13 protein-coding genes are annotated in these 16,208 nt (G+C 39.7%); 3 read left to right on the forward strand and 10 right to left on the reverse strand.

Annotation, left to right across the window (positions count from 1 at the left end; all coding sequences use genetic code 11):
• Window positions 1-43: 43 nt before the first annotated feature.
• Window positions 44-2,260, reverse strand: coding sequence for a carboxypeptidase-like regulatory domain-containing protein (locus tag ACED20_RS05445; protein WP_378103723.1), 2,217 nt, complete (start codon window positions 2,258-2,260; stop codon window positions 44-46).
• A gap of 475 nt (window positions 2,261-2,735) precedes the next feature.
• On the reverse strand, window positions 2,736-3,638 hold the full coding sequence (locus ACED20_RS05450; protein ID WP_294237925.1) for a GyrI-like domain-containing protein: 903 nt from the start codon (window positions 3,636-3,638) through the stop codon (window positions 2,736-2,738).
• 145 nt (window positions 3,639-3,783) lie between these two features.
• Here ACED20_RS05450 and ACED20_RS05455 point away from each other — a divergent pair, with 145 nt between their 5' ends.
• Complete coding sequence (locus ACED20_RS05455; RefSeq protein ID WP_294200580.1) at window positions 3,784-4,287, forward strand: superoxide dismutase family protein; 504 nt, start codon at window positions 3,784-3,786, stop codon at window positions 4,285-4,287.
• A gap of 64 nt (window positions 4,288-4,351) precedes the next feature.
• On the opposite strand, the gene ACED20_RS05460 is transcribed toward ACED20_RS05455, so the two are convergent.
• The gene (locus tag ACED20_RS05460) at window positions 4,352-5,410 is read right to left on the reverse strand and encodes a virulence RhuM family protein (protein WP_294221529.1); all 1,059 of its coding nucleotides are present in this window, start codon (window positions 5,408-5,410) and stop codon (window positions 4,352-4,354) included.
• Between the two features lie 119 nt (window positions 5,411-5,529).
• Window positions 5,530-7,659 carry a carboxy terminal-processing peptidase gene (locus ACED20_RS05465; protein ID WP_294221532.1) on the reverse strand — a complete coding sequence of 710 codons (2,130 nt, stop codon included), beginning with the start codon at window positions 7,657-7,659 and terminating at the stop codon, window positions 5,530-5,532.
• A gap of 416 nt (window positions 7,660-8,075) precedes the next feature.
• Between ACED20_RS05465 and surE the strand changes: the two genes are divergently transcribed.
• The gene (surE, locus tag ACED20_RS05470) at window positions 8,076-8,846 is read left to right on the forward strand and encodes a 5'/3'-nucleotidase SurE (protein WP_294221535.1); all 771 of its coding nucleotides are present in this window, start codon (window positions 8,076-8,078) and stop codon (window positions 8,844-8,846) included.
• Between the two features lie 215 nt (window positions 8,847-9,061).
• On the opposite strand, the gene ACED20_RS05475 is transcribed toward surE, so the two are convergent.
• Genes ACED20_RS05475 through ACED20_RS05485 form a run of 3 tightly spaced genes read right to left on the reverse strand, consistent with a single transcriptional unit; the run spans window position 9,062 to window position 11,469 of the window.
• The gene (locus ACED20_RS05475) at window positions 9,062-10,465 is read right to left on the reverse strand and encodes a radical SAM protein (protein ID WP_378103727.1); all 1,404 of its coding nucleotides are present in this window, start codon (window positions 10,463-10,465) and stop codon (window positions 9,062-9,064) included.
• A 9-nt stretch (window positions 10,466-10,474) separates the two neighbouring features.
• Window positions 10,475-10,711, reverse strand: coding sequence for a hypothetical protein (locus ACED20_RS05480; RefSeq protein WP_294200584.1), 237 nt, complete (start codon window positions 10,709-10,711; stop codon window positions 10,475-10,477).
• A gap of 11 nt (window positions 10,712-10,722) precedes the next feature.
• Window positions 10,723-11,469 carry a prolipoprotein diacylglyceryl transferase gene (locus ACED20_RS05485; protein WP_294221538.1) on the reverse strand — a complete coding sequence of 249 codons (747 nt, stop codon included), beginning with the start codon at window positions 11,467-11,469 and terminating at the stop codon, window positions 10,723-10,725.
• A gap of 273 nt (window positions 11,470-11,742) precedes the next feature.
• On the opposite strand from ACED20_RS05485, the gene ACED20_RS05490 reads away from it, so the two are divergent.
• On the forward strand, window positions 11,743-12,783 hold the full coding sequence (locus ACED20_RS05490) for a GMP reductase (protein ID WP_294310677.1): 1,041 nt from the start codon (window positions 11,743-11,745) through the stop codon (window positions 12,781-12,783).
• 335 nt (window positions 12,784-13,118) lie between these two features.
• Here the strand turns inward: ACED20_RS05490 and fabG are convergent, their stop codons facing one another.
• From fabG to rsmI, 3 genes are all read right to left on the reverse strand, one after another.
• Window positions 13,119-13,862: a 3-oxoacyl-[acyl-carrier-protein] reductase gene (gene fabG / locus ACED20_RS05495; protein WP_294221544.1), complete on the reverse strand. Its 744-nt coding sequence runs from the start codon at window positions 13,860-13,862 to the stop codon at window positions 13,119-13,121.
• A gap of 184 nt (window positions 13,863-14,046) precedes the next feature.
• Window positions 14,047-15,525: a WG repeat-containing protein gene (locus ACED20_RS05500; protein ID WP_294237927.1), complete on the reverse strand. Its 1,479-nt coding sequence runs from the start codon at window positions 15,523-15,525 to the stop codon at window positions 14,047-14,049.
• On the reverse strand, window positions 15,526-16,200 hold the full coding sequence (gene rsmI, locus ACED20_RS05505) for a 16S rRNA (cytidine(1402)-2'-O)-methyltransferase (protein ID WP_294237933.1): 675 nt from the start codon (window positions 16,198-16,200) through the stop codon (window positions 15,526-15,528). It lies immediately after the preceding gene.
• Window positions 16,201-16,208 lie beyond the last annotated feature (8 nt).

The raw sequence follows: 16,208 nt of genomic DNA on the forward strand, positions 1-16,208 counted from the left end.
AAATTTTTAATATTATTCTATATTGATTTAATTAAATTATCGATTAAAGATTATTGTCTATCGCTTCCTGGGTTTTGTCGATTCCGAAGCTGATTAATGCGCCGATATAAACGAAAGTCTGGGCTGCGGGTAAAACCGGGGCACTCCTATCGCCGTTGGCAGAAAAACGGTAGCCGTATATATTTTTATTCCCTAAAATATTATTAACCCCGGCTACCAGAACAGTAAATGCTTTTGCATCTTTCTTCCCAAGATTCGGGAGGTAATTCAAACTGAAGTTCAGGGAATTGAAATCTTTCACCTTTCCTTGCGATTTCAGTATGTTTTCTCCGTTCTGCGCTATAATATTGTAGAAAGGCCTGCCGGAAGTATAGGTATAGGAAAAATTAAATCCTGTTTTCCATGAAGTAACGAACTTTTTTGCCACCAGGGAAATGTTATGCTTTGCCGCAAAGCTCGGATGGAGTTCTGTTGGGTAATTCAGGAATTCCCTTTTGCTGTCCAGATAAGAATAAGAGATCCAGTAATCCACATTCTTAATGCTTTTCTTATCCCTCCACAAAACTTCCACCCCTTTTGCAAAACCGTTTCCATAATCGGGAAGCACGACATTCTGGAAACCTGAAACTGAAGTTTTTACCAGGTTTTTATAGTCTTTGTAAAACGCTTCCATTCTTAATGTTCTGTTGTCCTCACTTCGCTGGATCTGGAAAATATAATGGGTAGCCTTCTGAAAATTTTGCTTAAAGCTCTGCGTGAGATATTTGGATTCCGGGGTCTGGTAAAAAATACCGTAAGCCAGGGAAGTTACCCATTTGTCTGATAGTCTGTATGCTGCTGAAAATCGCGGCGCCAGATTCCACTGGTTCAGAAAGCTTGAATTTTCCGCTCTTACGCCTAAGCTCGTGGAGAAATTGCGCCCGAAAGCCAGGTTATTTTCCGCAAACAAAGCGGTCGTGAAATTACTGATTGAAGTTTTCTGCTGTGGAGCATCAAAAACTGAGAGATTATTTTTATCATTCTCTGAAAGAAGCTCGAAACCGGCCTTGACATTACTCACCGCTGCAATTTTTCTTTCAAAAACGGCCCTGCTGTTCCAGTATAAACCTTCCGTATTCATATTCACCGTGCCTATTCTGTTGCCCGAATTAACTATTCCTATTTCCAGGTCATTCTTATTGATGCTGAAAGAAGTACCGAGGTTCATAAGATATCGCCCCATTTTCTTTTTGTAAGTAAGGCTGTGGAACGTGTTTTTCCCATTAACCGAAGGCTGCTGTTCGTCATAATTCTGCTCCAGGCTCGGCTGTGAAACAATTAAAGAATTGGCATCAAAACTTCCGTAATATTTCAGAAATCCACCCGATCTTGTTTTGATCCTGAAATTTCCATTGACTGAAATGCTTCTCGGAGCTTTGATAAAATCGGTTTCAAAATCCAGGACCTTCGTTACCAGCCCTAAGTCTGAAATATTGGCATCAATCCCGTAGCTGAAGGTCTTTTTTTCATTTAAATGCTGATAATTGCCCCCGAGTGAAAAAGGGAAAATATTGAAGGAATACGAACTCTGGTCCGGCATATCCACACTTTCCAATAGCAATACCGATGAAAGCGCCTGCCCGTATAAGGCAGAATAACCACCACTGGAAAATACGCTTCCTTTAAAAATCGAAGTATTAAAACGCTCTCTTCCTGCAAGACCCGGAACCGAGCTGCTGAAATAATTGTTAACCAGATTCCCGTCAATATAAAATTTTGTTTCCGCACCTGTTCCACCCCTTACGAAAAGCCCTTCGCTTTCCCCGGCGTTCTGTACACCCGGCAGGAATTTATATCCCGTAGTTGTCTGCCCCTGCGATCCTGCTGTGGTATAAATATCCATCGGGGTTAAAGCAGCCGTCGCTCTTTTCCGGTCGCTGGCTTCAATAGAGCCCACAGAAATCACGACTGCATCGATCTCGCTGATCTGTTCCTTTATTTCCGTATTTATCACCACATCCTGATTCTCTATAACAATTGTTTTTTCAACAGGTACATATTTCGGATGGGTAAAGGCCAATGTATAATTTCCTTTCTCTGCCGTTTCAAAGGAGAAGTTCCCGTCGGCATCTGTAGTCGCCCCGTCGTAGGTATCTTTCAGGGTTACATTTACCTGCCCTACCCCTTTATTTTTATAGGTTACTTTCCCTGAAATTTTAATCTGTGCAAAGGATAAGGAAAAAGATAAAAAAATGATAAGAAATAATAGTTTTGTTTTCATAGCTGTTTTTATTCCGATTCAAAAGTAAGATGAAATTCCAGGAAGAATAAATTTTTGTAACTGAACGGTAGATTTTGGAAACCGAACGGTAAGATTTGATTTTTTTGAGGGAAAAAAGCGCCTGAATTACAGATTGAGTAAATTATTTCAGTCTGCATATTTAAACCACCCTGTCAAAAATTCAGAGAATTTTTGCTACCTCTCCAAAGGAGAGGAATTTAGATTAAGGATATTAATTGCCGTTTTATGATTGAACTGAAGCTCTTCTAAACGGGCCTTGATACATTACAAACCCTGCGGACACTGTGATTGCCAAAAGAAGCGCATTGGCCATTCATCTATTTTGTTGTCAATGGTCAATTACTTCGGGTGAATCCGCTTCGCCCGTCAATTTTATGGTAGCCTGAAATTCACTTGCGCAGCAAAATTGACTCGCATCGCGAAATTGACAAGCAAGGCACATTGACCATTCACTTTAATTAACCGGAATGCAGAAATCCACGATCATTTTTCCTTCAGGGTGTTCCTTGAAATTGGTATGGTAGATTTCAAACGGGAAAGCTTTACGGACAGAATAGTCATTTTCTTTCATCCACAGAAACAGGGAGACCCAGCTTTTCTCAAAATCATCCAAAGTAATTTCCCCGCTTGCGACGATGAATTTTCCGGCTTCGATGGTTTCGGCAAAAATTTCCCCCTCCTGCTTTTCCAATTTCTTATCTAAAAGCATGCAGGCATGAATCCTCACTTTATCCGGAGACGTAACTTTGAAGCTGTCATGATACACCGAGATCATCTTCACATTCTCACCGGGAAAGAGATTTTTACCTTTTGCCCAGTCGATCAGAACATTATAAGAGAACTCTACATGGGCAATTCCCAGGCTCATCACGGCTGCAAGATTCATCTCAGCAAGGTGGATAACTTTTACGGTTAAATTCATTGTGGTCCAGTTTAAAAGATTTTCAATGTTGCAAAGGTAGGTTGTGAAAACCGCATCGGTTTGTCCGTTCTTGCTTTCCTGAAGCCGGATCTGATGAAAATTTTCCGGAGCAGATTTCCGGAATTCCGAAGGGGATTTTTCGTAATGGCTTTTAAACGCTTTGCTGAAAGCGGAATGGCTCGAAAAACCAAATTGAAGGTAAATGTCCTTAAGGCTTAACTGTTTTCTTAAAGCCAGGTAAAGGGCCGATCTCTCTATTCTTTTCCGGCTGATATACTGTTGAACCGTTTCGCCGGTCATCAGCCTGAAAATCCTGTGAAAATGAAACGGCGAATAGGCGCCTACCTCAGCAATTTTCTGCAGCGACAGGTCGGTGTCCAGATGGTCATCAATATAACTAATGACTTTAATGATTCTTTTTTTGTATTCTTCCAAGCTTTTAAGTGTTTAACGCAAAGGTATCTGTTTAGAAGATAAATGGTTTGTCTTTTATTGCTATTTTATAAAAATCCTGAAAACGTAAAGTTTTTCGGTAAATGTTTTTTAAATTTATAGAACAATCACTTTAAATCATTTACCAATGAAAAGTAAAACATTAGCCTTACTGGCAGGCTGCACGCTTTTGGCAGTTTCTTGCGGAACTACAAAAACGTATCAGGTCATGTCTAAAAGCAACACCCAAACAGGCGGAACCGCCAAATTTACCCAGAAAGGAGACGAGGTAATTATGAAACTTGCCGTGACTAACCTTACACCAGGAATCCATGCCGTACACATCCATGAGAAAGGCGACTGCTCGGCAGCAGACGGAACCTCAACCGGCGGACACTGGAACCCGGCCAAAGACGATCATGGAAAATGGGGTGCGGAACATTTCCATATGGGTGACATCGGCAACCTTACTGCGGACCAGAGCGGAAATGCCATGCTGACCTTCAAAACCGACAAATGGTGCCTCGGATGTGCGGATGTTTCCAAGAATATCATTGGAAAAGGAATGATCATTCATGCAGCAGCCGATGATTTCCATACGCAGCCGACAGGAAATGCCGGAGGACGAGTGGGATGTGTGGAGATTAAGTAATCAATTCACTTTAAAATAAAAATCGCTAGTACTATTAGCGATTTTTATTTTAAGCCAAAACTTTTCAAGCATTTCCCTTTTTTCCGGCTTTCAAAGTTTTTGGGATATTATCTGAAATCTTTGTTGAGTGGATCATTCTGTCAAAATCAGATTTGTATTCCCGATCTTGAATGGTTCTAAATTTTTCGTATTGCGTTTCTGCCAATTTTTTAGCTATGGAAGAAGATACTTTACCCGAATCTTTCAATAGATTATATTCGTTAAAGGAAAGAAAACTATCCAGCCTATTGATCCAATCTGTCATTTTCATTTCTTTCTGCCTCTTGGCCATGTTCTCTGCAAAATCCAGGTACATGGTTACGATGGTATTGAGTTCTCTCAATTCATCTTCATTCAAATAATTTTTAGCAACAGAAACATCAGTTTTCAATATTTTACCTCCACTCTTTTCATTTTTCCAAGAGGTAAGTCCCATATTGGGTTTAGCAGCATCGGCTCTGAGACTGATGAGTTCCGCCGCTGTATGGTTGTGAATTGCCCAATGAAGCTTATTCTGTACCGTTGCATAAAACTCCTTAGTAAGAGGCGATTGAATATCATAATCAATAGCTGTAGCATAAATATCCGTAATCTTTTGATAAAAAAGTCGTTCGCTTGCGCGGATCTCTCTGATTCTTTCAAGTAATTCCGAAAAATAATCTTTACCAAATAACTGATTTCCCTGTTTCAACCGTTCATCATCTAAAGCAAATCCTTTAATCAGGTACTCTTTTAAAACAGAGGTTGCCCATTTTCTGAATTGGGTGGCCTGATAAGAATTTACACGATACCCTACGGAAATGATGGCATCAAGATTGTAAAATTTTGTCCTATATTTTTTATTATCGGATGCAGTTGTCAAAATTTCTTTTACAACTGAATTTTCTTCAAGCTCTTCTTCTGTAAAAATGTTGGATAAGTGATAACTAATATTTTGTTTTGAGGTATTAAAAATGGCTCCTATCGAGTTTTGCGATGCCCAGATCGTTTCATCGTTTTTATCTACTATTACCTGCACCTTTATTTTACCATCCTGCGACTGATAAAAGATAAAATCCGATAAATTTTCTAAATTGTTTTCCATCTGTTATTCTGCTATTTTATGTTTTTTATGATGATTCAAATTTAAGAAGTTTTCTGAATAAGAGCAGATCATTACCATACATAAAAAAACCGCTGACTTCCATCAGCGGTTTCTGTATTTTAAGATTTTACACTCATGTCGGCAATAATGTTCATTGCTTCCTGAAGATACAGGTCTTTTTTAAGGTTTTTGATCCAGATCTCAGATTTCTTTTTGAAAGCTTCATCCTTTTTCTCCCTTTCAATTTCGTTCTGATACAAGGTGAACTGAAGTCCGTTCTCAAATTTCGTCAGCGACTTGAATTTATCGATCTGTGCCTTTCTCTGCTTCATCAGTTCATTAAATTTATTGATGTTCAACGTAATGGTCTCTTCTTTATCAAGCTTTTCTCGCCATTGGGCAGACTCTAATAAAAGCTGGTATTTTGCATTTTTAGCCATTCTCTCATTGCTCGCCTTTTCCAGTGCCTGAATGTTGAAATAATTCAGTTTCTGGAAGTTTGTGGACTGAATTTTATCCCAGGCCAGCGCATACTCATCATACCTTTCTCCCACCTCAGCGTAGGTAAAGAAATCTTTCATCTGAATATCGGAAACAATTCCTTTTCTCTGGGTAGATTCTCCTGTAATTCTATAGAATTTCTGAATGGTAAGTTTAAGGGATCCGAAATCATCTTCCGTATTTAAGAAACGGTTCAGGTCTACGAAAGTCTGCACCGTTCCTTTTCCGAAAGACTGAGGCGAACCAATGATCATCGCCCTTCCGTAATCCTGCATTACCCCGGCTAATATTTCCGATGCTGAAGCAGACAGTTCATTCTGCATAATCACCAACGGACCCGTCCATACCGGTGTTTCGTTCTTATTCTTTAAGGTCTGGATTTTCCCGTTTCCGTCTTTTACCTGAACATACGGTCCGGCCTGCATAAACAGTCCCATGATATCGCCTACTTCCGTAAGAGAACCCCCGCCATTATTTCTAAGATCAAGTACAATTCCCTGGATTCCCTGGGCTTTCAGCTTGACGATTTCATTTTTGATGTCATCGGAAGCGTTTCTGCCGTTCGGATTTTCAAAATCGGCATTGAAGCTTGGTAAATTGATGAATCCATATTTTTTACCGTTCGGAGAATTTACCACAATGCTTCTTGCAAATGTATCTTCGATGGCTACTTCTTCACGGATCATGGTCACATCTTTAATCGTCCCGTCCTTTTTCTGTACGGTAAGCGTCACCGGAGTTCCCTTCTCTCCTCTGATTAATCTTACGGCCTCATCCGAAAGCATTCCCACTACATTTACGGCATCTTCCTTCGGTTTGGATTTTACTTTCAGGATTTTATCGCCTTCGGAAAGCTGCTTGGATTTCCATGCCGGAGCTCCGATGGTGAGGGCACCCAGGTAAAGATTTCCTTTTTTCTCCTGAATAATCGCCCCGATTCCGATCACTTTCCCGGTAAAACTGGTATCGAAATCTTCTTTATCTTTTGGAGAATAATAGTTGGTGTGCGGATCGAACACTTCAGTATAGGCATTCATATACACCGTGAACCAATCCATCTTTTTTCTCTTCTTAAATCTCGTAAAGGTCTCTTTTACAAGATCTTTTACTTCATCCGTAGCTTTCTTAAGCTTCTGGTCCGCAGCAAGAGGCTGGTACTTAATGGTATCCTTTAAATTGTATTTCTGTACGGAATCCTTCTTCTCTTTCTGAGCCTCTTCCTTGCTGTTCATCGACTCAATTTCCTGAAGGATATTGTATTTGATAAATTTTTTCCATTCGTTATACTGCTCCTGCTTGTTAGCCGGAACTTTTTTCGCTTTAGGCTCCAAAATCAGCGTCTCATCTTCTTCCAGATTGATCGGCTTGCTGAAAATATCCTGGGTAATTTTATCAATTTCGTCAACGCGCTGGTAAAGCCTGTCGATCGTAAGCTTGTAGAATGTAAGATCTCCCTGGTTAATATAGTCGTCCAGTTTGGTTTCGTGTTTGCCAAACTCATCCATATCCGACTGAATGAAGTATCTTTTACCCGGGTCTACCAATTCGAAATAATGCTTGTATACATCTTTGGAATAAGCATCATTAATCGGTTTCGGGCTATAGTGCAAATAAGAAAGTGTATTTTTTACGCTCACCATTATCGTCTGCATCTTTTCGTCATCATTTTTAGGCGAGTTGAAACAAAACATTAGACTTGTTAATGGAATCAGGAGTAAAAATTTATTCAGCTTAAAATTTTTCCACATAAATCTGTAATGTATTTTATTAATTTTTTTATAAGTTTTTTTAATAAGTCGCCTTTTTTCCGGCACCGTTACAAACTATCAAATTTAATACCTTATTTGCAATTATCAATTACTTTTAAGAGATTTTATCAATACGTTGGTTTTCATCAATTAAGACTGTTAAAATCAACATTAATACGGAAAAAATGATAAATTTAAAAAATCCCTATGAAAACGTTTTTATTGCTTTATTCCTAATCATGTAGCAATAGAAGGTTCAGAATTTATCCTGTTCGGCAAATACTTTACTGATACAGAATGGGGTGATCAGTTTCTAAAAATGGATAAAAAATCTATATATTATTCAAATAATATTAAATACAAAGGTTTTTAAAAAAAAGCTTTTATAGTATATTTGTTAAAATTAAAATATCGATATGGAAAAGCCACTTATTCTGGTAACGAATGACGACGGAATTACAGCACCGGGTATCAGAAATCTTGTCAGTTTTATGAACGAAATAGGAGAAGTTGTGGTGGTAGCACCCAATTCCCCGCAAAGCGGTAAAGGCCACGCCATTACCATCAACTCCACTTTAAGTTATGAAGAAGTTCATTTGGACGGGCCACAGATGGATTTCTCCTGCAGCGGAACGCCGGTGGACTGCGTAAAAATGGCACTCGATAAAATTCTTCCAAGAAGACCGGATATTGTGGTTTCCGGGATCAATCACGGAGCGAATTCTTCTATTAATGTGATCTATTCGGGCACGATGTCAGCAGCGGTGGAAGCCGGTGTGGAAAACCTTCCTGCGATCGGGTTTTCACTGTTGGATTTCAGCTGGGAAGCCGATTTTATCCAAGCCAAAGAATATATTCAGAATATCGTAAAAAGAACCCTGGAAAACCCGATGCCGAAAGGAATTGTATTAAATGTAAACATACCGAAGCTAACAAAAGAAGAGATAAAAGGCGTAAAAGTCTGTAAACAGGCCAAAGCAAAATGGGAAGAAAGTTTTGATGAGAGAGTAAATCCTCACGGTAAAAAATACTATTGGCTGACGGGTTATTTCAATAATATGGATGAATCCGAGGATGCCGACGAAACCGCTCTGGCGAACGGGTATATTTCCATTGTTCCGGTAAAGTTTGACCTTACGGCGTATGAGTATATGAATACGTTGAATGAGGTGATGAAATTCGATTAAACAAAAGAAAAGAACGAAAAATTCAAGACCTGGAAGCTGAAGGCTGAAAATTAAAACTCTATCCTAAAATTCCCATAACTTGCGCGAATTCAACATTTATTTTTAATCAATATTTTTCTCGCGCTTCAAACAGTGGGAATTTTTTAACGGATCGAGTTTTAATTTTCTTAACGCTTCAGCTTCCTATGTCATTATCTATGACAGAGTGTAATGGATCAAAACAACACCTTATCCTCTCTTCTCAGTTCTTCCAGGTATTCGCTCTTATCATCCCGGTAAAAAAGGTTCATTGTTTCAAAAGGAATGAGCTTAAGATCTTTATTCACAATATGAACGCAGGATTTCTTGACGGCACGCACATCAAAATCGTGAGCATCCATAAAATTCATGATGATGATCCTGAAGAGATTGTCGTAATCCAGATTCGGAGCTGAAACTTCGGGAAGACAGCACAATAGCTGGTTGACTTTAGGCTGCACTTTATCTACGGAAATCCCTGTACTGAAAATATCCAGCAACTGCATCTGAAGTCCGGTATCCTGCTCATAGACGATCGTATTCCGGGTTTCATTGTTCAGCAAATCAGCAGGATTGATGTATCTCGTTAAAGGAATGGTTTCGCCTTCCAGTTTCAGGATATATCCCATCGCCAGAGCATCCGGGTTGCACGGAACCGGAATAAGATCATCCGAATTCAGCAGCGGAAACTGATTCAGGATTTCCTGTCTTACTTCCGTTAAAGTTATTTTTTCATGTGCTGAATCTTCCCGGTTTCTTCCGGCAATTTCTACCGGCTGAAAAGTAATTCCGCGGACACATTTCTGTTTTAAGGCAAATTCAATGATTTTTCCGATCTCGTCTACATTTTTTCCTTTCTGAAGAACAATAACGAGGGTGGTGGAAAGATTTAAAGCATTTAACTTCTCCAGAGCCTTCATCCGGACATCGGTAAGATCTTTTCCCCTGAAATCCTGCAGGACTTCCGGCTTAAAGGAATCAAACTGAAGGTAAATTTCAAATTCCGGAGCATACGTTGCCACCTTTTCAGCAAAACCCGGATCATTCGCAATCCGTACGCCATTGGTATTCAACATTAAATGTTTGATTGGCTTTGACTTGGCAATGTCCATGATCTTAAAAAACTCGGGATGGATGGTGGGCTCTCCCCCGCTAATCTGAACAACATCCGGCTCACCCTCATTTTTCACAATAATATCGAACATCGCTTCAATTTCTTCCAGGGTCCTGTGGCTGCCGTAATGCGGTGAAGACATCGCGTAACAGGTGGGACAGGTGAGATTGCAGCGGTCCGTCACCTCGACAATCGAAAGACAGCTGTGCTGCTCATGGTCTACACATAAACCGCAGTCGTAAGGACAGCCATATTCTACTTCCGTTCCGAAATGTACAGGCATTTCCGATGCTTTGTTGTAATTCCTGATATTTTTGTAATAATGCACATCCGAAGCAATTTTGGTTTTGAAAAACCCATGATCCGGGCATCTTTTGGTCATGAACACCGCTTCATCTTCAATAATGATCTTTGCACCGACTCTTTTCAGGCATTCCGGACAAAGACTGATGGTATAATCGTAATAGGTATAGTTTCTTACAGGCATAATTTCATTTTAAAGTCCTCCTCCACAAACAAATCCGCTCACCAGTCCGCAAAACAGCAGACAGATAAGCATTGTCTGGATAAACTGCTTCTTTGAAAATTTTCTGTTGTCTTTCGATTCGTAAACAAGCTTTACGATAAAAGCAACGACCAGGGAAAAAACAGAAGCGGCAAAAAGAATGACCAGGATAATCATCAGGACGAGTCCTTCCATATTACCGACTTCCAAAAGTGTCAGGGTTTTCATATTTTCTAATTTTACAGGTGGTTGAAAAGAAAGGTATTTTTAATTTTATAAATGTAATAAATAATCAGGCAAATACATACAATCTGAATGGTTCCCAGATTTCCGGCAATTTCCAGTCTCGGTTTGATAAAATCCAGCAGGAACCGAAAGGTAAAATAGCTCAGCATAAAGACCTGAAAAACAAAGCCTGAAGGATATTTATTTTTTCGAAGAATACTATTTAAGATAATCCAGAGAATAATCAGGAAGGCAATTTCATACAGTGCCACGGGATGCCTTCGATACTGGTCTCCCAAATGCATCCCGAAGATAGAATCGGTAGGAATTCCGTAGGTTTCTTCGTAAATTCCGGTAAGGAAACAGCCGATTCTTCCGATGATCATAGCCAGCATCAGAGGAAAAACGATAAGGTCTCCCGTACTTGCCTTATGACCGACTATTTTCTTAGCCAGCTCTACCCCAATTAATCCAAAAGCCAGTCCTCCGACAATCGTATTATTGGTCCAGACTGTTTTCAGATCGAAATGTTCAAAGAATTTGTACGGATTTTCCAGGTTTCCGATTAGTTTGGAACCAAATAAGGCACCGGCTGTAGCCCCGATAAGAACTGCTGCGGAAGTATTGAACGGTGTTTTTTCTTTAGACTTTCTTTTGAGATAAAAATAGTATCGCATGCCGATAAACATCCCCAATGCTTCAAAAAGCGGATGGGCAAGTACCGTTTTGCCGAACAGGTGAAAAGTGACAGGAAAATCCATGATCTCAAAAATATTGTTTTTAATTAACAAACATGATGATATTCAGAACAGATTTATAGAAAAGTATTTTTTATTTTAAGGTTTAATATATTAATTTAATTAAAATACCAAACAGATTAAAAATCATTACATTGACGTATTCAAGATGAATAGATCCATTTTCCACAATTTTAATTTGGCTGGGCCTGAAAATCGAACCTGTTCTCAGCGCTGCTCAAAAATGTTTCAATCAAAGTTTTTTTCATACATTTAAGTAAAATAATTTTCCAAATTATGAGAATAGAATATGATATTAAACTGGGATTTAAGGATGTAATGTTCCGCCCGAAGCGTTCTACGCTGAAATCCCGTTCGGAAGTGGATCTGGAAAGAGAATTTACATTTAGGCACACCCGGAAAAAATGGAAAGGAATTCCCATTATCGCTGCCAATATGGATACGGTGGGAACTTTTGAAATGGCGGTGGAACTGGCAAAGGAAAAGATCATTACCGCGGTTCATAAGCATTATTCCATTGAGGAATGGTCACAGTTTTTAAATCAGCAACCGGAAGATATTCATCAGTATATCGCTTTAAGTACAGGAACCGGAAAAACGGATGAGGAAAAGCTCCGGGAAATCCTCAGCAACCATCCGAAAATAGAGTTTCTCTGCATCGATGTAGCCAATGGCTATTCGGAGCATTTTGTGGACTTTGTGAAGAAAGCAAGGGCCAATTTTCCGGATAAGATCATTATGGCCGGAAATGTAGTAACCGGTGAAATGGTAGAAGAACTTCTTTTGGTAGGCGCCGATATTATTAAAGTCGGGATCGGGCCGGGTTCCGTATGTACGACACGGGTAAAAACCGGCGTCGGATATCCCCAACTTTCCGCAATTATCGAATGTGCAGATGCCGCACACGGATTGGGAGGCCATATTATAGCCGACGGCGGTTGTAAGATTCCGGGCGATGTAGCCAAAGCTTTCGGCGGCGGTGCCGATTTCGTAATGCTGGGCGGAATGTTTGCCGGGCACGATGAAAGTGGCGGCGAGATGGTAGAAGAAAACGGCAAAAAATACAAACTGTTTTATGGTATGAGTTCAAAAACAGCCATGGACAAACATTCGGGAGGGGTTGCGGAGTACCGCGCTTCCGAAGGAAAAACGGTAAAAGTCGCATACAAAGGTCCTGTGCTGGAAACGGTAAAAGATATTCTTGGCGGTGTGCGTTCAACCTGTACGTATGTAGGTGCCTCAACATTGAAGCAGCTTTCTAAAAGAACTACTTTTATCCGGGTGCAGGAACAGGAAAATCAGGTATTTAAAGATTGATGAGTGAATAACCTGTTTAAGCAATAGAACCTATTTCCAAAAATCTAATGTGAACTCGAAACAAAAGCTGGGTTTAAAAGGCTGGAAGAGGGAAGCTGGACGCTGGAAGTTCCTTTTGTCAACAATACTCTGAAGGTATTAATTATCAACAAATTAAACCGTTTATTACTATATAAATAAGGAAATTAATTAAAAGTCTGAATCACTAAGTTGAATTTCAATATTTCTTTCAACAATCGTTTGAAAATAAATTAAATACGGTAGAATTTACGTTAAATTTAAAGCAGAAAATCCGTCGCAGTGACGGATTTTCATTTATATTATTTAAAAAATTCTTACGTTAGTAAGCCGCCGTCTACATTTAACGTCTGACCGGTAATGTAAGAAGCCATTTCACTTCCTAAAAATACGCAGGCATTGGCAACATCCTGTGTGTGGCCCAGCTTTTTCATCGGGATGGATTCGTTCCATTTATCTTTGGCTTTATCATCAAGGGCATCCGTCATTTCAGTCTGGATGAACCCCGGCGCAATGGCATTGCAACGGATGTTTCTTGAACCCAATTCCAAAGCCACGGATTTAGTAAACCCGATTACTCCCGCTTTGGAAGCTGCATAATTGGCCTGTCCTGCATTTCCGCTGATTCCTACTACGGACGTCATGTTGATGATCGATCCTGCCCTGGCCTTCATCATCGGCTTGATCACCGCTTTCGTAAGGTTGAATACGGAATCCAGGTTAACATTGATTACTTTATCCCAATCTTCTTTAGACATTCTCAGAAGCAGGTTGTCTTTGGTAATTCCTGCGTTGTTGATCAGAATATCTATTTTACCAAACTCGGCGATTACTTCATCCACCAGAATCTGCGCAGCATCGAAATCCGATGCATCCGACTGGTACCCTTTGATTTGGGTTACAGAACTTAAAGCCGCTTCTAATTCCCTAGCTTTGTCCACAGAACCGGCGTAGGTGAATGCGATCTTTGCTCCCTGCTGGGCATACATTTCAGCGATTCCTTTACCGATTCCCCGTGTAGCTCCCGTTATTAGCGCTACTTTTCCTTCTAATAGTTTCATATATATGACAATTATTTTCTTTATAACCTATTCGCCTCCTGAAAGTTGGCTAAGATACATCATTTCGTTTCACACAAGCAAAACAGTGCGCAAAGATATTACAAAATGTTATTCATTACATTTTAAATCACTCTTTTAGCGAAATTTTTCAGCTGTTTTTTATCATAAAACAGAATGTTATTGCTTAGTCAGCAAAATTTTTGTCATTTTGTTCCGTGAAATAAATAAATTCTGTTTCCTTTCCTTTCGTGAGCCTGATGCCTTTTTTGTCGTGAATAAATTTATCATATTTTACTTCCGTCAGCGGCTCGTTTTTATGGTTGGTCACCCCGAATTTATTGTCTTTTTTCACGATAAATTCGTTGGCTCCCAGGAAAGTCGTAATATCGTCATAAACAAAAGGAACGATCTCATTTCCGTTTTCATCCATCATTCCGTAAAAGTTGCCGGTATTTTTTCCGACAAGTGCAGGATAAAGCTCGGATTCCCTGATTTCTTTAAGGTCTTTCAGTTCCCTGTAATGGCCGGTCTTTGGAGTGAATATATAATAATTATCATTTCTGTTGAGAATCAGGGTATTTGGGAATATTTTTTCGATACCGTACTCATCGCTGTTCAGGATATTTTTTAAATCTTTATCCAGGATTTCCTCTTCTTCCTCTTTTCTGAGATACAGATATTTATCACCGGAAATCGTAAGTCCTTCCACCCTGTCATATTCTTTCGGAAATACCACTTCCCCGTCCAGGCGCACAACGGCAGTCTTAGGATTTTTCTGGTCCTGAGAAGTTTTGAACAGTCCGTTAAAAAGTGGGTTTACATAATGATAATCAAGATTATATAGTTTCCCTTCTTTCTTCGAAAAAATGCTTACTTTATCATCCTTTGTGAGGTAAATGTATTCTCTTCCTACGAAAGCCTGTTCATATATTTCATCGGCGATTACATTTTCTTTTTCGTCAATGATTCCATACCTTTCTTTTGAAGCATCCAGGGTAATCAGATAAGGAAAAGCATTGATATTATCTACATTATGATTGGAAATCATACTGAGGGTATTCCCGTTATTATCGATAACTTCCCCGGATTTTTCTCCTTTCGTAAGGTAGGTTCTCCCTTTATAAAAACGGAGATCGTCGGAAAATTCCCTGTCCGATACTTTTTTACCGCTGAAATCATAGATCGTCCAAACCTCATTGTTTTTTACAAAAAACCTGTTCTCGCTGCCGAATACGATCTTTTCCGAAAAAGGGATGATCTCATTTCCGTTAAAATCATAAACGCAGTCTCTCCCCTGTCTGGTATAAATCAAACGGTCTTTGTTTTCCCAGGTCCTGAATTTAAACAAATCCATTGGAATGATTTCTTTTCCCTGAGCATTGATAACCGCCGTTTTACCATTGGATTTTCCGGATTTTGCTTTTAAGACGAACCGATCTTTCCATAAAAGTGAAATTTCGCTTTTAAAAGGATAATCAAAAGTAATAGTACCCAGAGAATCCACAATACCCGTCTTTCCGGTTCGGGCATCAGTAAATATACCGTAGCCTCTTGAGTAGGAACGGACTTCTTTACCAATCTTTTTGGTTAAAAGAATCTGCTTATACTGATCCGTCTGTCCGAGGCAGGCCGACGAAAACAGTACGAAAATTAATTTTTTCAATTAAATGGAATTATTTACAATGAGAACGATTTCGCCCTTTAAGGTCTTGCTTTTTGAAAATTCAATGAGTTCAAGAATTGTTCCGCGTTTGGTTTCTTCGAATTTTTTGGAAATCTCCCGGCTCAGGCTTACTTTGGTCTCCTCGCCGAAGAATTCCCTGATCTGCTCCAGGGTCGTATTGATCTTATGCGGACTTTCGTATAAAACGATGGTCTTTTTTTCCTCAGCAAGCTGTTTCAGTTTGGTCTGCCGCCCTTTTTTCTGAGGAAGAAACCCTGCAAAGAGAAATTCGTTATTCGGAAGTCCGGAAACAACAAGTGCCGGAACAAAAGCAGTGGCTCCGGGAAGGCAGATCATTTCAATCTGATGATCCGAACCGGCTTTCGCCAGAAGGTAACCGGGATCGGAAATTCCGGGTGTTCCCGCATCGGTAATGATGGCGATATGCTGGCCGCTTTTAAGATCGGTAATCACCTTTTCGGTCGCCTGATGTTCGTTGTGCAGATGGTAAGACTTCAAAGGCTTTGAAATCTCGAAATGTTTTAAAAGAATTCCGGAAGTTCTTGTGTCTTCGCATAAGATATAATCAACCTCTTTCAGAATATTTACCGCTCTGAAGGTCATATCTTCCAGGTTCCCGACCGGTGTAGGAACAAAATATAGGATTCCGCTCAAAATTAAGT

This window comes from Chryseobacterium sp. sg2396 (genome assembly GCF_042610505.1).
In the GTDB taxonomy this organism is placed as follows: domain Bacteria; phylum Bacteroidota; class Bacteroidia; order Flavobacteriales; family Weeksellaceae; genus Chryseobacterium.

Coding starts and splice junctions, on each gene's coding strand:
- ACED20_RS05445 (WP_378103723.1), bottom strand. CDS start 2,260: ATGAAAACAAAACTATTATTTCTTATCATTTTTTTATCTTTTTCCTTA.
- ACED20_RS05455 (WP_294200580.1), top strand. CDS start 3,784: ATGAAAAGTAAAACATTAGCCTTACTGGCAGGCTGCACGCTTTTGGCA.
- ACED20_RS05460 (WP_294221529.1), bottom strand. CDS start 5,410: ATGGAAAACAATTTAGAAAATTTATCGGATTTTATCTTTTATCAGTCG.
- ACED20_RS05465 (WP_294221532.1), bottom strand. CDS start 7,659: ATGTGGAAAAATTTTAAGCTGAATAAATTTTTACTCCTGATTCCATTA.
- surE (WP_294221535.1), top strand. CDS start 8,076: ATGGAAAAGCCACTTATTCTGGTAACGAATGACGACGGAATTACAGCA.
- ACED20_RS05475 (WP_378103727.1), bottom strand. CDS start 10,465: ATGCCTGTAAGAAACTATACCTATTACGATTATACCATCAGTCTTTGT.
- ACED20_RS05480 (WP_294200584.1), bottom strand. CDS start 10,711: ATGAAAACCCTGACACTTTTGGAAGTCGGTAATATGGAAGGACTCGTC.
- ACED20_RS05485 (WP_294221538.1), bottom strand. CDS start 11,469: ATGGATTTTCCTGTCACTTTTCACCTGTTCGGCAAAACGGTACTTGCC.
- ACED20_RS05490 (WP_294310677.1), top strand. CDS start 11,743: ATGAGAATAGAATATGATATTAAACTGGGATTTAAGGATGTAATGTTC.
- fabG (WP_294221544.1), bottom strand. CDS start 13,862: ATGAAACTATTAGAAGGAAAAGTAGCGCTAATAACGGGAGCTACACGG.